At 61.0% G+C, this 16,058-nt stretch carries 15 protein-coding genes; 11 read left to right on the top strand and 4 right to left on the bottom strand.

Annotated features, from left to right (window positions below; genetic code table 11):
• Window positions 1–341: 341 nt before the first annotated feature.
• Window positions 342–707 (bottom strand): hypothetical protein, encoded by a 366-nt coding sequence (locus tag QZ326_RS06040; RefSeq protein ID WP_295742604.1) that lies wholly within the window; start codon window positions 705–707, stop codon window positions 342–344.
• Complete coding sequence (locus QZ326_RS06035; protein ID WP_295742601.1) at window positions 700–1,272, bottom strand: UbiX family flavin prenyltransferase; 573 nt, start codon at window positions 1,270–1,272, stop codon at window positions 700–702. Before QZ326_RS06035 ends, QZ326_RS06040 begins: the two co-directional genes overlap by 8 nt.
• 271 nt (window positions 1,273–1,543) lie before the next feature.
• Here QZ326_RS06035 and QZ326_RS06030 point away from each other — a divergent pair, with 271 nt between their 5' ends.
• The 11 genes from QZ326_RS06030 to QZ326_RS05980 all read left to right on the top strand — a co-directional run bounded on the left by QZ326_RS06030 (window position 1,544) and on the right by QZ326_RS05980 (window position 14,835).
• On the top strand, window positions 1,544–2,338 hold the full coding sequence (locus QZ326_RS06030; RefSeq protein ID WP_295742598.1) for a DeoR/GlpR family DNA-binding transcription regulator: 795 nt from the start codon (window positions 1,544–1,546) through the stop codon (window positions 2,336–2,338).
• A 168-nt stretch (window positions 2,339–2,506) separates the two neighbouring features.
• Window positions 2,507–3,556: a BMP family protein gene (locus tag QZ326_RS06025; RefSeq protein ID WP_295742596.1), complete on the top strand. Its 1,050-nt coding sequence runs from the start codon at window positions 2,507–2,509 to the stop codon at window positions 3,554–3,556.
• Window positions 3,557–3,730: 174 nt separating this feature from the next.
• Window positions 3,731–5,275: an ABC transporter ATP-binding protein gene (locus QZ326_RS06020; RefSeq protein ID WP_295742593.1), complete on the top strand. Its 1,545-nt coding sequence runs from the start codon at window positions 3,731–3,733 to the stop codon at window positions 5,273–5,275.
• Window positions 5,272–6,366, top strand: a complete 1,095-nt coding sequence (locus QZ326_RS06015; protein ID WP_295742590.1) for an ABC transporter permease — start codon at window positions 5,272–5,274, stop codon at window positions 6,364–6,366. Before QZ326_RS06020 ends, QZ326_RS06015 begins: the two co-directional genes overlap by 4 nt.
• Window positions 6,353–7,270, top strand: a complete 918-nt coding sequence (locus QZ326_RS06010) for an ABC transporter permease (protein ID WP_295742587.1) — start codon at window positions 6,353–6,355, stop codon at window positions 7,268–7,270. Before QZ326_RS06015 ends, QZ326_RS06010 begins: the two co-directional genes overlap by 14 nt.
• Window positions 7,267–8,598 (top strand): amidohydrolase family protein, encoded by a 1,332-nt coding sequence (locus QZ326_RS06005; protein ID WP_295742584.1) that lies wholly within the window; start codon window positions 7,267–7,269, stop codon window positions 8,596–8,598. Before QZ326_RS06010 ends, QZ326_RS06005 begins: the two co-directional genes overlap by 4 nt.
• Before the next feature lie 33 nt (window positions 8,599–8,631).
• Window positions 8,632–9,453, top strand: coding sequence for a class I fructose-bisphosphate aldolase (locus QZ326_RS06000; RefSeq protein ID WP_295742581.1), 822 nt, complete (start codon window positions 8,632–8,634; stop codon window positions 9,451–9,453).
• 29 nt (window positions 9,454–9,482) lie between these two features.
• Window positions 9,483–10,589, top strand: coding sequence for a zinc-binding dehydrogenase (locus QZ326_RS05995; RefSeq protein WP_295742578.1), 1,107 nt, complete (start codon window positions 9,483–9,485; stop codon window positions 10,587–10,589).
• Between the two features lie 19 nt (window positions 10,590–10,608).
• Window positions 10,609–12,045: an FGGY-family carbohydrate kinase gene (locus QZ326_RS05990; RefSeq protein ID WP_295742575.1), complete on the top strand. Its 1,437-nt coding sequence runs from the start codon at window positions 10,609–10,611 to the stop codon at window positions 12,043–12,045.
• Window positions 12,005–13,384: a UbiD family decarboxylase gene (locus QZ326_RS05985; protein WP_295742573.1), complete on the top strand. Its 1,380-nt coding sequence runs from the start codon at window positions 12,005–12,007 to the stop codon at window positions 13,382–13,384. The genes QZ326_RS05990 and QZ326_RS05985 overlap by 41 nt, the downstream gene beginning before the upstream one ends.
• Window positions 13,381–14,835 (top strand): aldehyde dehydrogenase, encoded by a 1,455-nt coding sequence (locus QZ326_RS05980; RefSeq protein ID WP_295742571.1) that lies wholly within the window; start codon window positions 13,381–13,383, stop codon window positions 14,833–14,835. The genes QZ326_RS05985 and QZ326_RS05980 overlap by 4 nt, the downstream gene beginning before the upstream one ends.
• Window positions 14,836–15,223: 388 nt before the next feature.
• Here the strand turns inward: QZ326_RS05980 and QZ326_RS05975 are convergent, their stop codons facing one another.
• A complete protein-coding gene (locus tag QZ326_RS05975) occupies window positions 15,224–15,397 on the bottom strand; it encodes a hypothetical protein (RefSeq protein ID WP_295742568.1) in 174 nt (57 codons plus the stop codon).
• A gap of 142 nt (window positions 15,398–15,539) precedes the next feature.
• Window positions 15,540–15,734, bottom strand: coding sequence for a helix-turn-helix domain-containing protein (locus QZ326_RS05970; protein ID WP_295742566.1), 195 nt, complete (start codon window positions 15,732–15,734; stop codon window positions 15,540–15,542).
• Between the last annotated feature and the right edge of the window lie 324 nt (window positions 15,735–16,058).

Here is a 16,058-nt window from a genome sequence, read left to right as displayed (position 1 = left end):
ATCTTCTCATACTGTTCTGTTCCCTATTCCCAATTATATCATCCTTTTTTCCTTACATCTCTTGACGAGAGCATACAGCCTATAGTCAAGTGCGGTGGATAGTTGAAAGTCAGATCTGTCCCGCTGGGTGGTACAGGCGGTTCTCTACCCCAGTTGCCGGAGGGTTTTTAGCAAAAAGGGCCCAGTGCCGCGTGGATGGCGGCCATACCGCTCTCGAAATATCTGCCCTATGACCTCCCGCGTGGGGAAAATTCCGCCGGAACTCCTCGAAGAAATGGGGAACAACCGATGGGACCTCAAATGGGATAAAACAGCCGTAAAACCGTTGCTTTCCACGCAAATTATCTGTTGCTTTCAAGTTGGACAGTCAACTCTTCCAAAAGCCTCTCGGCTGTCGCCAGTACCTGCGCCAGCCCCTCCTTGGTGAGATCATCATAGTGGATACCGCAGCTGACGGACACATTGCCCCGGAGGTGCATGGCCAGCGCCCGGGCGAAGCGGCGGCTCACCACATTGTCCCGATGGCCTCGGCCAGCGCTGGTCTCACAGCGAAGGCTTTCCTCCTCCCAGTAGGCGGCACTGACGGCCCCCACGTGGGGACGTGAGCCTCCCAGGATCACCACGGCACAGTCCCTGCCCGCCGGGCAGGCGGAGACGCGGAGGGGATGGCCCAGGCAGGGTTCCTCCAGCACGATCCACTCAGTCATGGGGCAGGCCCTCCCAGCGGCAAAAGCCCGGGGCCTCAATCCCGAACTGGTCCAGGATTTTCCCCACCAGATGACGGGTGACGTCCTCCGGGGACTGGGGGTGATGGTAGTAGCTCACTACCGGGGGAAGGATCACCGCCCCCATGGAGGACAGCTCATAGAGGTTTCGCAGGTGGATGGTGCTCAGGGGGGACTCCCGGGCCGTCAGCACCAGCCTCCGCCGCTCCTTTAACGCCACGTCTGCCGCCCGCAGCAAAAGAGTGTCGCTGTAGCCGCTCCAAATGCCGGCGGCGGTTTTCATGCTGCACGGAACCACGGCCATGCCCAGGCTCTCCCAGGTGCCGGAGGCCGGGCCCGCCCCCAGGTCCTCCAGGGAGTAGGTCTTGTCTGCCAGGGCCCGGACTTGGGGTACGGAGAGGGACGTCTCCTGGGGGATGGTGTACTCCCCGCCGCGGCTGATGATGAGATGGCTCTCCACATCCGTGTCCCGCAGGGCCCTCAGCAACTCTACCGCGATGGGGGCGCCGGAGGCACCGCTGATGCCAACAATCAATCGCTTAGTCATGTTACCTCCCTCTACGGCAGCGCGAAGGACCGCCGCTGCAGATCCGTTCAATCCAGTATGAGAGGTATTATGCCATAGCGGCGCGGACTTTGCAAGAGCGTCAGAGGGAAAGATTGTCCTGTGCGAATGTTCGAACGAACATCATATGTGTAATAAGTGAAAATTTTTTTAAAATATTGTAAAAAATGCATATTTACAGAACGGTTACACTTCGATATAATTTTAATCAAACAAATAAAGTTTGAATTCGAACAGCAAGGGAGAGGGGCCTGTGTACGCCAAGCGAAGAGATGATATTCTTGCGATGCTGAAGGAGACTTCCCCGCGCTCCGTGAAAGAAATCGCCGAGTCGCTACTGGTCAGCGAGATGACGGTCCGCCGGGATCTGACCCAGATGGAGCGGGAGGGGTTGGTCAAGCGGTCTTTTGGCACGGCGAGTCTGACCGCCAAGGATGTGAAGCCGGAGTTTTTGCAGGCGGTGATGCAGAGGGCCTCCATGGCCTCCGAGGGCAAGAGGCGGATCGCCGCCGCCGCGGCCGTCCTGGTGCGGGATGGGGACACCCTGATCCTGGACGTGGGGACCACGGTGTACGAGCTGGCAAAGCTGGTGCAAAACAAGTCGGTGACCATTCACACCTCCTCTATCCCCACGGCCCTGTGCGCCAACGGCGGCACGGCGGAGGTCCGGGTTTCCGGGGGACGGATGGAGCGGACCTACGAGGTGCTCAACGGGCCGGCGGCGGAGAGCTTTTATCGGAATCTGTACTGTGATTTTGTGTTTATCAGTGCTGCGGCGGTATCCCTGGACCACGGACTGACGGCCTACACAGAGGACGATGCCGCCCTGAAGCGGATGATGCTGAGCCGGGGGAAAACCTGCGTGCTGCTGGCAGACAGCGGGAAATTCGGTGCCGTCCAGCAGTACAGGGCCTGCGGGCTGGAGCGGATGAACATCGTGATTACCGATGCGCCGCCCGCAGAGGAGTACATGGACTTTTTTGCCCACAGAGGCATCCGCGTGATTGTGGCAGAGAGCAGCAAGGAGAGCCGGGCCTTCGGAATGTAGAGGGGAAAACCGGGGGAAAATTTAAGAAGACCAGCGAAAATCGTGAATTTTTTGGAAAATTATGGCCGAATTTTGATAAAAACGGCTGTAAAATACATCTCGATTTTTCTTTTTGCCTCCAGCGGGAAGAAAATCGGGGGAAAATCTAAAGAAAAGAGGATGATTCGTATGAAAAAGGTTCTTATGCTTGCCCTGGTATTGATGTTTGCCCTGGCCCTTGCCTCCTGCAGCGGCAAGCCCGCAGAGACCGCCGCTCCGCCCACCGGCGGCGGCCAGCCCGCCGAGGCTTTGAAGGTGGCTATGGTCTGCTCCGGCAGTTTGGGCGACACGGGCATCTTCGACATGGGTGAGGCTGCTTTGAAGCAGGCCGCCGCCGATTTTGGCGTGACCTACAAGGTGCTGGAGGGTAAGAACGACCCCTCCCTGTACTACGAGATGCTGAACCTGGCGGCCTCCCAGTTTGACCTGGTGTTCGTCAACCCCGGCTACCAGTTCGACAGTTACCTGGAGGAGATCGCCTCCACCTATCCAAACGTCACCTTTGTCTATGCCGATGGCGTGTCCGCCGTTACCATGGACAATGTGATCTCCGTGTCCTATCTGGAGAACGAGGGTTCCTACCTGGCCGGCGTCATGGCCGCCATGATGACCACCCGCACCGACTACGAGGGCATCAATGAGGACAAGGTCCTGGGTTTCGTGGGCGCTGTGGACAGCACCACTATCCATAACTTCCTCATCGGCTTTGAGCAGGGCGTGGCCTCTGTGGATTCCGAGATCAAGGTCCTGCCCGTGTACGTGGGTGACTACAACGACCCCGCCACCGGCAAGGAGCTGGCGCTCTCCCTGTATGACCAAGGGGCGGACATCATCTACGCCGCCGCCTCCAACTCTGGAGACGGCGTATCCGAGGCCGCCGTGGAGCTGGGCCGCTATGTCATCGGCGTGGATACCGACAAGTCCTTCCAGGGCCCGGAGAATGTCATGGGCAGTATGCTGAAAAATGTTACCAAGTCTTTCTACGATGTTATTGCCGCCAAGAATAACGGCGAGACGCTGGACGCCGAGCAGCGTTGCGGCCTGTCCAAGAAGTGGGTGGAGATGTGCTTCATTGATTCCATGGCCCAGTTTCTCCCCGAGGAAGTGATGACCGCTATCGCCCAGGCCGAGGAGGGTATTGTCTCCGGTTCCGTCACTGTGCAGGAGGCCGTAAACTAACCGCTGAGCGGAAATGTGGGGGAGGCGCCAGGCCTTCCGCCTCTCCAGCTTTCCGTCACCGGGTCCTGCTGGAAAACCATCTAGGGACAGGGCGCAGCCGCTGCCCTGTCCCTCTTTATGATACAGCCAGCGCAATTTTTCACCAAGACTTATGGTGAAGAGGGAGGATACCTTATGGGCGAAAACCGTTGTGCCGTTGAAATGCAGGGGATCTGCAAGCAGTTTGGCGCTGTCCAGGCCAATAAGGACATCAATTTCAGCGTTCTGAAAGGGGAGATCCACGCCATCGTCGGGGAAAACGGCGCGGGCAAGACGACCCTGATGAACATTTTGTTCGGAATGCTGGAGCCAACTGCCGGGAAGATCCGCATTAACGGCGAGCCAGTGAAGATTACATCGCCGAACAAGGCCATCCGCCTGGGGATCGGCATGGTCCACCAGCACTTCGAGCTGGTGCCCACCTTTACCGTGGCGGAGAATGTGTGTATGGGCCACGAGCCCCAGGGGCGCCTAGCCTCCGTGGACAAGAAGGAGATGGTTCGCCGGACGAAGGAGCTGGCGGAACAGAGTGGGCTTCGCATCGACCCGGAGGCGAAGATTAAGGATCTGTCTGTGGGCCTTTTACAACGGGTAGAGATTCTAAAGGCCCTGAGCCGGGGCGCGGAGATCCTCATCCTGGACGAGCCTACGGCAGTGCTGACGCCCTTGGAGTGCGAGGAGCTCTTCGCCGTGCTCCGGCGCATGTCCAGGGAGGACAAGACCATCATTATCATCACCCACAAGCTCAAAGAGGTGATGGAGATCGCCGATCACATCACCATCCTCAGCCGGGGGGAGACCAAGGGGACGCTTTTGAAAAAGGACACCGACGCCCAGGAGTTGGCCCGGCTGATGATGGGCAAGTCTGCGGAGTTCCAGCCCCTGGACCGATTGGCAGTCCTGGAGGCGGAGCCCAGGCTGGTGGTGGAGCACCTCAGTGCCCGGGACGGCATGGGCCTTGATAAACTTAAGGATGTGAGCTTCCGGGTGCGGCCCGGGGAGATTCTCACCATCGCCGGCGTGGAGGGCAACGGCCAGACGGAGCTGCTGAACACCCTCATCGGCCTCACCCCTGCCAGCAGCGGGAAAATCTTGGCTGGGGGTGTGGATCTCACGGCCATGTCCGTCCGGGAGAGGAGAAAATACTGCTCCTACATTCCCGAGGACCGGATGAAAACCGGCCTGGACCTTCAGGCCACGGTCCATGACAACCTGATTGCCGGGCGGCACCGGGATAGGGATTGGAAGCGCGGAGGGCTTTTCGACTACAGAAAGACCCGGGTCCATGCCCAGAGCCTGGTGGATGATTACGCCATCCGCACCGATGGCATTGACATCGCCGTGAGCAGCCTCTCCGGCGGCAACCAGCAAAAGATTGTTGCCGCCCGGGAGCTGTGCTTTGAAAATGGCATTTTGGTGGTGGCCCAGCCCTCCCGGGGTGTGGACGTGGGGGCAACCCGCTTTATCCACGAGCAATTGATCCAGGTGCGGAACCAGGGCTGCGCTATCTTGCTGATCTCCACGGACTTAGACGAGGTGCTGCTGCTCAGTGACCGTATCCAGGTGCTCTTCGAGGGGAGGCTTGTGGCCAACGTCCGTCCCGCGGAGATTACGCCCCAGGAGCTGGGGCTCTATATGACCGGATCGAAAACCATGACGCCGGAGGAGGTGAGCGCATGAACGGACGGTTTGGCAAACGGCTGCTGACGCCGCTGACCTCCGTGCTGGCTCTGGTGGCCGCGCTGTGCGTGGGCGCGGTGGTCATCGCCCTGAACGGGGACAGCCCCATCCAGGCCTACGGGTCCCTGCTTGCGGGCTCCTTCAGCAACATGCACTATCTGGCCTCCACCCTTTCCAGCGCCACGCCCCTGATTTTCACGGGCCTTGGCGTAGCGGTGGCCTTCAAGGCCGGCATGGCCAACATCGGCGCCGAGGGCCAGCTCTACATGGGGGCCATAGCCGCCGCCATTGTGGGCATCTACCTGCCCCTGCCGGGGCCCATCTTGATCCCGGCGGCTCTGCTGGCCAGCCTCTTGGCAGGGGGGCTATGGGGGTCCGTGCCCGCCATACTCAAGGTCCGGTGCAGCACCAACGAAGTGGTGACTACCCTGATGCTGAATTACCTGGCCCAGCTCTTCACGTCTTATCTGGTGAACTACCCTTTGAAGGCCGAGGGCTCGGCCCTGGGCATGACTGTTAACATCCAAGAGGCGGCGAAGCTTCCCATCCTGTACGCTGGGTCCCGGCTGAACATCGGCTTTTTGCTGGCGGCGGCAGCGGCGGTGATGATCGCCGTGCTCTTCAAGTACACCTCTATGGGTTACGAGATGCGCCTTGCCGGAGAGAATCCCACCTTCGCCCGGTATATCGGTGTGAACACCGGACGGCGCATGGTCCAGGGCATGTTCCTGGGCGGAGGCCTTGCGGGCATGGGTGGTGCGATTCTGGTGCTGGGCATCCAGTATAAATTTGTCCAGGACATCTCCCCGGGCTACGGGTTCGATGGACTGACCATTGCGCTGATGGCCATGTTCAACTCCTACGCGGTGCTGCCGATCTCCATCCTCTTCGGCGCTCTCCGGGCGGGCGGGGTGACCATGGAGCTCAACACCAACGTACCCTCGGAGCTCAGCCAGGTCATTCAGGCCACCATCATCCTCTTTATTGCCGCCCAGGCCTCGTTTGCCGGGTATCTGAACGATTTTGTGCTCAGGATGCGCCGCAGCTTTGACCGCAGGCAGAAAGGAGGCGGGGAAATTGGACATTCTTGATGTTTTGCTCACACCCTCCGCCTTTGCCGCCACTCTGCGCATGGCCATTCCGCTGCTGCTGGTCAGCCTGGGGGGCCTTCTCACCAAGCAGGCCGGCATTGAGAACATCGGCCTGGAGGGCTTGATGCTTATCGGCTGCTTCAGTGGCTTTACCATCAATTATTACACCAGCAGTTGGATGATGGGCCTTATCGGGGCCATGGTGTGTACCATTTTGTGTGCGCTGCTCTTCGGCGTGTTCGTCATTTCCTTGCGGGCCCATGAGATTGTGGCTGGCGTTGCACTGAACGTGCTGGGCACGGGGCTGACCACCTATCTCCTGCGGGCCATCTTCGGTGTGAAGGGCTCTTTCACCGATCCCCGGGTGATGTCCATCCCGGAGGTAAAGCTGGAGTTTCTCAAGGAGGTCCCCTGGCTGTATAATATCGTCAGCGGCCAGTCTATTCTGCTCTATATTTCCATTATCATTCTGATTTTACTGCAATACATGCTCTATTCCACCCGCTTTGGCTACTATATCCGGGCCTCCGGGGAAAACGAGAGGGCCTTGGCCAGCGCGGGCGTCAGCGTTGCCCGGATCCGCTATATCACGCTGCTGCTCCACGGTGCTCTGTGCGGCCTGGGTGGAGCCTTCCTCTCCACCGGGTATCTCACCCAGTATGTGGAGAAGATGTCCGCCGGTCGGGGGTATATCGCCATGGCCGCCATCGCCTTCGGTATGGCCATGCCTAAGCGGGTTTTGGGATCGGTGCTGCTGTTCGCCTTTGTCCAGAGCCTCAGCAACCGGCTGCAAATTTGCGGTTATCCCTCTTACTTCACCGACATGATCCCCTACTTTATCACGGTGGTGGTTCTGGCGGCCACGTCCTATCAAAGCGAGAAGAAGAGGGGGCGGCCGGCATGAAAACGCTGCTGAAAAATGGCTTCCTGTTCACTGGTGGCCTGGAGCCCGTCCGGCAGGAGCTTTTGGTGGAGGATGGCCGGATTTCGGCCCTTCTGCCGCCGGGAACGGTTGTGGAGGCCCAGGAGGTGTGCGATCTCCAGGGCCGGGCGGTGATTCCCGGGTTTGTTCAGACCCACGTGCATCTCTGCCAGGTACTCTTCCGGGGCCGGGCTGACGATTTGGCCCTGCTGGACTGGCTGCGCACCCGCATCTGGCCCTACGAGGCCGCCCACGATGAGGAGAGCACCTATCTCTCGGCCCTTCTGGGGTGTATGGAGCTGCTGGCGGGGGGCGTGACCAGCGTGTGCGTGATGGAATCCGTCCGCTATGCCGCCTTTGCGGCCCAGGCCATGGAGGAAACCGGCATTCGGGGTGTCTTTGGGAAGGCCATGATGGACTATACCGATACCCCTGCCGCCCTGGGCGGTATGCCGGAGGCCTTTTTGGAAACCACGGAGCAGTCCCTGGAGAGATCCCTGGCGCTGATGAGGCGCTGGCACGGGGCCGCAGGGGGCCGCATCCGCTACGCATTTATGCCCCGGGGGATTCTCACCACCTCCGAGGAGCTCCTTGGGGAGCTGGGGAGACTCAGCGGGGAGTACGGTGTTTTGGTACACACGCACGCCTGCGAGACAGAGCCAGAGAGCCGCCTGGTGGAGCGGCGCCGGGGCCTGACGGAGATCAAATACCTCCACCGCCTGGGCCTCACCGGAGAGAAGCTTCTGCTGGCCCACTGCCTGTGTGTTGACGATGAGGATATGGAGATCCTCCGCTCCACCGGCACGGGTGTGGCCTCCTGCCCCCTGGCGAATTTGAAGCTGGCCTCCGGCATCGCGCCTCTCCAGCGCATGCACGATGCCGGGGTGCGGCTCTCTCTGGGGTCTGACGGTGCCCCCTGCAACAACAACCTGGATATGTTCCAGGAGATGAAGTACGCAGCCCTGCTGCAAAAGGGCGTGGCCCACGATCCCACCCGGATGCCGGCGGAAACCGTTTTCCGCATGGCCACGGAGGGCGGGGCCCGGGTGCTGGGCATGGAGGATGCCGGGCTACTGGCCCCGGGGATGAGGGCGGATCTGGCGGTGGTGGACTTGGACCGGCGTGAAATTGCCCCGGCGCCGCCGTCCCTCTCGGCCCTGGTCTACTCCGGGAACCCCGGCGTAGTGACGGACACGATGGTGGACGGTCGTTGGGTCTACCGCAATAGGACCTTCCCCTGGATTGACGAGCAGACCGTCCGGGTCCGGGCCCGGGCTGTGGTGGAGCGGGTCCTGGCCCGGATACCCTGAGTATTTTTACAGATAAATGAGGAGAATGCTGATATGAGACATTGGAATAAGGAACTGCGGATGAACCGCCTGTTTGACAAGTCCGGCAAGACGGTGATGGTGGCCATGGATCATGGCCAAGGCGGCGTAAAGCCCGGCCTTGCCCATCCGGAAAAGCTGCTGGCCGCCCTGGTGGAGTCCAAGCCCGATGCCCTTTTGCTCAGCGGGGGCATGGCCCGGACCTATAACTACCTCTTTGGCCGCAAGGATAGTCCCGCCCTGGTGATCTCCAGCGATTTCATCGTGGGCAGCAGCATCCCACAGCAGCCCGGTGAGATTGAGGAGCTGCGCCAGTCCATCTCCGTGGAGGAGTGCGTACGCCTGGGGGCGGACGCGGTGAAGGCCCTTTTGATCTTCGGCCGCAGGGACAGCCGCCTCCAGGCGGACAACATGGCCTATATCACGAGCCTTGCGGAGGAGTGCGGCCGCTGGAACCTGCCTCTGATTGTGGAGCCCACTACCTGGGGGGCCCGGTTCACGGACGATATCCGCCGTCAGGTTTCCCTCTATGCGGACATGGCCCGCATCAGCGCGGAGCTGGGGGCGGACCTGGTGAAGTGCGACTATATGGGCGAGCCAGAGGAGTACCAGGCCGTGGTGGACAACTGCCCCGTGCCCGTGGCTATTCTGGGCGGGGCCAAGGCCGCGCCGGAGAGCATCGCTGACACCATTGAAAAGGCCGCAAGCTGCGGCGTATGCGGCGTGGTCTTTGGGCGCAATGTCTGGCAGAGCGAGAACCCGGCCCAGATGGTTCAGGCCCTGAAGGCAATCACTTACCGGGGCGACAGGGAGGAATTCCTGCGTCTGTGCCGTTGAGGCGGTAGAGGGGAAAGGAGCGGAATGCTATGGAGATGAAAGCAGCGTTGCTGTACGCGCCTCACGACATCCGGGTGGAGACCCGGGAGGTTGCCCCCTGCGGGGACCACGACATCATCATCAACCTGAAAAAGGCCTGTCTTTGTCCCACGGACATCAAGAAGTACAACGCCGACAAGCCGGACGTGGAGGGGGCGCTGAAGGAGTACGGCCCCTGCATCCTGGGCCACGAGGCCGCTGGCGTGGTGGTGGAGGCCGGGGCCAGGGTCACAGCGGTGAAGAAGGGAGACCGCGTGGCGGTGCAGCCCATGATTTTCTGCGGGGAGTGCGGCTACTGCAAGGAGGGCCGGACCAATCTCTGCCCCCACGTGATTGGCGTGGGGTGCAGCGCTGGGGGCTTTGGCGAATGCGAAAAGCTATTCTATGAACAGGGCATCGGCGGCTGCTTTGCCACCCACCTGAAGACACCGGAGATCTGCGCTATGAAGCTGCCCGACAGCCTCTCCATGGAGGCGGGAAGTCTCCTGGAGCCCCTGGCGGACGTGGTGCACAGCGTGGACCACGCCCTGACGGGGCCTGGGGACGATGTGGCGGTTCTGGGCCTGGGACCCATGGGACTGCTCCATGTGGCCGCTGCCCGGTATAACGGAGCCCGGCACGTCATCGCCGTGGATTTGGATGAGAGCCGGCTGGATATTGCCCGACGTCTGGGGGCCGATCAGATTGTCAACAGCCGTCAGGGGGATCCCGTGGCCCAGGTAAAGGCCCTCACCGGCGGCGTGGGAGCGAATAAAGTGTTCGTAGTCCCAGGGGGTCCCGCCCAGGCTGTCCTCACCGTCCAAGCTATGGATATGGCGGCAAAGGGGGGCACGGTGTCATTGTTCTCCTCCTCCCCCACCGGGGCCGATGCCTTTACCGTCAGCATTAACCGCATCCACTACAGCATGATTAACTTCACCGGTACTGTGGGCTTTGGCAATGCCCACGCGGAAAAGGCCATAGAAATGCTGGCCTCCGGCGCTTTTGACTACACCTTGATCCGCAACAGGGAAATGCCCCTGAGCCAGATTAACGAAGCCATCGCCCTGTATGGTAGGGGAGAAAACCTGAAAATCGGCCTGGATTTGGAGGCTTGATGGATCGGAGGTGTCCGTAATGAATGTCATTCTGGGATTTGACGCCGGCACCCATGGTGTTCGGGCTTTGGCCTACGGCCCGGAGGAGAGGCAGATTTTGGCATCCGCCGGGCGGGATTACGCCCGGCGCTGTGCCCCCGGGGTGCAGGAGATGTCCCCCGCTGTGCTGGAGGCGGCCTTCCGGGCCGCTCTGGGGGATATCCTAGCGTTGCTGCCGGAAGGGACCCGGGTGGAGGCTCTGGGCATTACCCACCAGCGTGGCACGGTGATTCCGGCGGACGGCCGGGGCCGTCCCCTGGGCCTGGCTCTGTGCGACAGCGACAGCCGGGCCGCCTCCGGGGAGGAACTGCGGGCCCTGGGCCTGGAGCCCTTGGACTATTACTGGCGGACGGGGTGTCCCTTCGTCTCTTTCAACGGTATGGCCAAAATCCTATGGGCCAGATTTCACCACCCGGAGCTCTACCGCCGCGCCGCCGTGTGGCTCTCCCCGCAGGATTACCTGCTGAGTCTCCTGATGGGCCGCGTCACGGTGACAGCGGGATCCTCCGCCCGGAATGGGTGCCTGGCGGCGGGGAGCCAGCGCCTGGACAGGGGACTCTTCCCCGGTGAGGCATTTTTGGAGTGGGACTGCGTGCCGGTAGGCCAGTCCTGCGGGGAGGTGGGAGAGAACTGGGTCCGGGAATTCCCCGCTCTGGCGGGGGCCCGGGCTGTTGCCGTCCCCGGGGACCAGCCCGCCGCTGTCATCGGCAGCGGCGCGGTGAACGAGGATCTAGCCATGAACTTGGGCACCAGCTTTGTGGCCAGCCTTACCTGCGCCGCCCCGGCCTTTGATCCAGAGGGGCTGGCTACCGTGGAGGTGCTGCCGGAAAACGGCTTTGCCGTGGAATTCGGCACCGGGGCCGGGGGTCAGTTTACCGACTGGCTGGCCGGCATGCTCTTGGACGGCGCCGCGGCGGACGCGTCCTTCTGGGCGTCTCTGGATGCCCGGGCGGGGGAGGCCCCTCCTGGGGCCGGGGGGCTCAGGGTCACGCCTCTTTTGTGGCGGGTGACTTCTCCCGGCGTTGTGGGGGGCATCTGGAACCTGGGACTCTCCCACAACCGATCCCACCTCATCCGGGCCGCCTACGAGGGCCTCAGCTGTGAGGCCAAACTCTCTATCCGGCGGGTGGAATCTTGTGCAGGCCGTGCGCCGGACACTCTGCGGGTCTTTGGCGGTATGAGCGCCAATCCCGTTTTCCTGGGGATTTTGGCCTCTGTGACCGGGAAAACAGTCCTGGCCGCCGCCGAGAAGCAGTCCAGCGCCCTTGGCGCGGCGCTGACCGCCGCCCTGGCCTGCGGACATTTTTCATCCCTGGCGGAGGCGTCCGCCGCCGCCGGTACGGGACGGCAATATTTCCCCAGAGAGGAGGAGACCTATGGTGAGCAATTTTTCAAAGACTACTGCGCCGGACGGTGAGTCCTGTCAGTCCCTGCGGCACTTTCTCGCCCTGCTGGAGCCTCAGGAGCGGTGCGCCGTCACCGCCAGGCGGGAGGATTACCTCCTCTCGGCCATGGTGGAGCAACTGGAGGGAGAAAAGCGTTTCCCGGTGATGGAGCTGACGGACCCGGACACCGGGGGACGGACTGTGTGCAATATCTTCGCCAGCCGGGACCGGCTTAAGCGGGTTATCCACCACGTCACCGATGTGGAGGAGCAGGCGGAGAGATTTCAAGATCTGGAGTTTGTGGACAGCGCCCCCGTTCAGGAGGTTGTCCTCACCGGGGAAGCGGTGGATGTGACGGCCCTGCCGGTTTTCCGCCACTTCGAGGGGGACGCGGGGCGCTATATCACCTCCGGCGTGGTCATCGCCCGAGATCCGGAGAATGGCCGCTGTAACCTCAGCTTCCACCGGATGCAGCTCAAGGAGCGGGACCGCATCGGCATTTCCCTCCACTCCCGGGGGGATCTGTGGCGCTACTTTAACGCCGCTGCCGGCCAGGGCCGGAATTTGGAAATCGCGGTAGTCATCGGAGCCCACCCGGCCTACTACATTACCGGAGCGTCGAAAATCCCCCCCTCCCAGGACGACTACAGCTGGGCCGCAGCCTATATGGACAGGCCCGCCCAGGTGATCCGGGGCAGAACGGTGGATATTCCCGTTCCAGCCTTCGCCGAATATGTGCTGGAGGGCCGAATCCTAGCGGGGGTCAACGAGGACGAGGGTCCCTTCGGAGAGTACACCGGCTACAGTACCAGCCGCTCCACCAGGAACGTATTCCAGGTGACGGCCATCACCCACCGGCGAGACCCCATTTACCAGGATCTGGTTCCCGGCTTTGCCTGGGAGCACCTGCTGTTGAGCCAGTTCACCAAGGAGATCATCCTCCTCCACAAGCTGCAAAGGGAGATTCCCGGCGTCAAGGCGCTGAACATGCCTAAGTGCGGCTGCCATTTCCACGCCTACCTTTCCATGGACCAGCAGATGGAGGGCCAGGCCCGGCAAGTGGCTATGCTGCTCTTTGGGCTGGATCTCTATTTAAAGCTCATCATTGTGGTGGACGGGGATGTGGACGTATTTAGTGAGGAGGAGGTCCTCTGGGCCGCGGCTACCCATGTCCAGGCGGACAGAGATGTGTTTATTGTGCCCCGGGTGGTGTGCAACCGGCTGGATCCCTCCTGCGTGGACGGGATGTCTGATAAGATGTGCATTGATGCCACCAGCGCCCCGGGAGAGCGGGAGCGGCGGGTGACCCTGCCGGAGGCCGTCAGGGCCCGGGCGGCGGATTTACTGAATGGAAAGGAGAATGCAAGATGAAGGTTGGCACGTTCCAGAATTACATTGACGGGAAATGGGTGGACGCGGTAAGCGGTGAGACCAATTTGATCTACAACCCCTGCAACGGAGAGGCCGTCACCCAAGTGGCCCGCTCCGGAGAGGCGGACGTGGATCTGGCCGTGGCGGCGGCTCGCCGGGCTTTTGAGGAGGAGGACTGGGCCTTTAACCCCCGCTTCCGGGCCGCTGTGCTGCAAAAATGGGCTAATCTCATGCGGGAGAATTTTGACCGCATCTGCACCTGCCTGTCCCTGGAGTCCGGCAAGCCCCTCCAGGAGTCCCGCATTGAGTGCAATAACGCTATTGGTTACATGGAGTACGCCGTGGCCTCCGCCCGCACGTTATACGGCAGCACCTCCACGGTGTCTAAGAACCGCCTCTCGGTGATGACCCGGGAGCCGGTGGGCGTTGTGGTGGGCATTGAGCCCTGGAACTACCCCATCACCCTGATGATCCGGGACTCCATCCCCGCCCTGGCCGCCGGTAATACGCTGGTGATTAAGCCCGCGGGCCAGACCGCGGGCGCCAATATGGAGGTCATCCGTCTGCTGGTGGACAACGTGCCAGAGCTTCCCCGGGGTGTGGTTAACGCCATCACTGGCCCCGGCGGGAAGATCGGCGCGGTCTTCTCCGAGCACCCCGGGGTGGACATGATCACCTTCACCGGCGGCCTGGATACTGGCAAGGATATCATGGAGCGGGCGGCCAAGACCATGAAGCGGGTTTCCCTGGAGCTTGGGGGGAAGTCAGCCAACGTGGTCTTCGCCGACTGCGATATGGATAAGGCCGTGGCAGGCTGCGCGGCGGCGATTTTCTCCAACGCGGGCCAGACCTGCACCGCCGGGTCCCGGCTGGTGCTGGAAAGGAGCATTGCCGGGCCCTTCATTGAAAAGCTCAAGGCCGTGGCAGAGGGGCTGAAGCTGGGCTACTGCCTGGATCCCGAGACTAAAATGGGCCCTGTGGACAATCAGGGCCAGATGGAGAAGATCCTGCGCTACATCGAGATCGGCAAGGGCTGTTCCCAGCTGATCACCGGCGGCTACCGCTATACGGAAAACGGCTGCGATAAGGGCTTTTTCATCGCCCCCACCATTTTTCTGGACCCGCCAGTGGATTCCCCTATCGTCCAGGAGGAGATCTTCGGGCCGGTGCTGGTGATCCAGACCTTTGAGACCGAGGATGAGGCGGTAGAACTGGCCAACTGCACACGGTACGGCCTGTGCTCCGGCCTTTGGACGAAGAGCTTTGACCGGGCTATGGCCGTCAGCCGGCGGCTCCGCTCCGGCAACGTGTGGGTCAACCATTACACGGGCTTTGCCCCGGAGTGCGAGACCGGCGGCTACAAGGAGAGCGGCCTGGACCGGGCAGCCGGCGTGGACGGCTTCCTGAAATACACGGAGATCAAGCACATCAATATGGATTTCGCCAGATAAATCTGCCGAAGAAGCGATTTAGCCACTTTTTCGAGAGGGTTTCGCTTCGTCCCATACTTTGAATTGTCCGTTTTGACGGACAATTCGACACTGAAGACCCGCAAAGGGTTTTCCCAATGTGCGCACCATTGGAAAATGGTCGGGGGGATGTACGTTGTACGTTTATTGGGGAGATTGATTTGTTCCCCAAGTAACCGCCAATACGAGAAAGAGGCAGCCGCGTGATGCTCCCGCATCATGCGGCTGCCTCCCGATGGGAAAGCTTTTTTATCAGATTTGGCCATTGACTGGCTTGTTTTCTGGCACCCTGTCCTCTGCCGCGGGCGCAGGCCTGAAGCTCCCCGGACCATAAGACCCGGGGAGCTTCTCTGGTATCGGATATTTAAAATCATTGCACCGCTGCCAAAGCCGCCACGCCGCCCAGTCTGCGGACCACAGCCGGGCGCAGAGCCAGACAGAGACAGGCAAGGCACAGCGCCGCCCGGACCAGCACCGGCAGGAGGGGGACGCCCAGACTCCGTCCGCACCGGGAGGCTGCGTAGGGCCAAGCCAGGAAGCCCATGGCAATCCCACCCTGTTAAGCGGCGTCTCTTTTACGGGGATGATCAGGAGTGCGGACAGAAGAAAGATCAGAAGCGTGCAGATGACGATGAGCACCAGATAATCCAGAGGTACAGACTTTTGAAAATTTGTCCGGTAGGTTGTCATAAACCGATAGCAGGATAGTGATGATTCCCTACGCGATGGCGCAGCCCTTCCTCACCAAACAAATCATAATTCATCAGCCGTTTCTGCAATGTGCTGCGGTGTACTCCAAATCTTTCCGCAATTTGATTAAGGCTTCCAGCTCCGGCATAGCACTGCTCCGCTGCATGGATTTTCATTTCCGCACTGATCAATGCCGTAATGATGCTCCTCGAGTAGTGCGCAAGTTTTTCTCGCTTTGTCTGCTCTATGGGGAGCATAGCAAACCCTGTTTGGCTCTGCTTGTTCAGCGGATAGAGTCCCCTATTTACCATCCGCTCCGTTGGTTCCGCAGAGGAATTTCCTGTTCCGGGTCAAGTTATGGGTCAAACAGCCCGGTGGGGAACAGGCGGCCGCTTCTCCCTACGCTCCCTGCGGCAGTATGTTCCGCCTCAAGTTGGTATAGGCCAGCAGAATGTAGATAGCATAGATCAGGAAGAAAATCCCCAGTGAGATTGCCGCAATGGCCCCAGGGCTGT

This window comes from uncultured Oscillibacter sp. (assembly GCF_910587525.1).
Lineage (GTDB): Bacteria > Bacillota > Clostridia > Oscillospirales > Oscillospiraceae > Oscillibacter.
This window is presented reverse-complemented; position numbering and strand designations above follow the sequence as displayed.

Coding starts and splice junctions, on each gene's coding strand:
- QZ326_RS06040 (WP_295742604.1), bottom strand. CDS start 707: ATGACTGAGTGGATCGTGCTGGAGGAACCCTGCCTGGGCCATCCCCTC.
- QZ326_RS06035 (WP_295742601.1), bottom strand. CDS start 1,272: ATGACTAAGCGATTGATTGTTGGCATCAGCGGTGCCTCCGGCGCCCCC.
- QZ326_RS06025 (WP_295742596.1), top strand. CDS start 2,507: ATGAAAAAGGTTCTTATGCTTGCCCTGGTATTGATGTTTGCCCTGGCC.
- QZ326_RS06020 (WP_295742593.1), top strand. CDS start 3,731: ATGGGCGAAAACCGTTGTGCCGTTGAAATGCAGGGGATCTGCAAGCAG.
- QZ326_RS06015 (WP_295742590.1), top strand. CDS start 5,272: ATGAACGGACGGTTTGGCAAACGGCTGCTGACGCCGCTGACCTCCGTG.
- QZ326_RS06005 (WP_295742584.1), top strand. CDS start 7,267: ATGAAAACGCTGCTGAAAAATGGCTTCCTGTTCACTGGTGGCCTGGAG.
- QZ326_RS06000 (WP_295742581.1), top strand. CDS start 8,632: ATGAGACATTGGAATAAGGAACTGCGGATGAACCGCCTGTTTGACAAG.
- QZ326_RS05995 (WP_295742578.1), top strand. CDS start 9,483: ATGGAGATGAAAGCAGCGTTGCTGTACGCGCCTCACGACATCCGGGTG.
- QZ326_RS05990 (WP_295742575.1), top strand. CDS start 10,609: ATGAATGTCATTCTGGGATTTGACGCCGGCACCCATGGTGTTCGGGCT.
- QZ326_RS05985 (WP_295742573.1), top strand. CDS start 12,005: ATGGTGAGCAATTTTTCAAAGACTACTGCGCCGGACGGTGAGTCCTGT.
- QZ326_RS05980 (WP_295742571.1), top strand. CDS start 13,381: ATGAAGGTTGGCACGTTCCAGAATTACATTGACGGGAAATGGGTGGAC.
- QZ326_RS05975 (WP_295742568.1), bottom strand. CDS start 15,397: ATGGGCTTCCTGGCTTGGCCCTACGCAGCCTCCCGGTGCGGACGGAGT.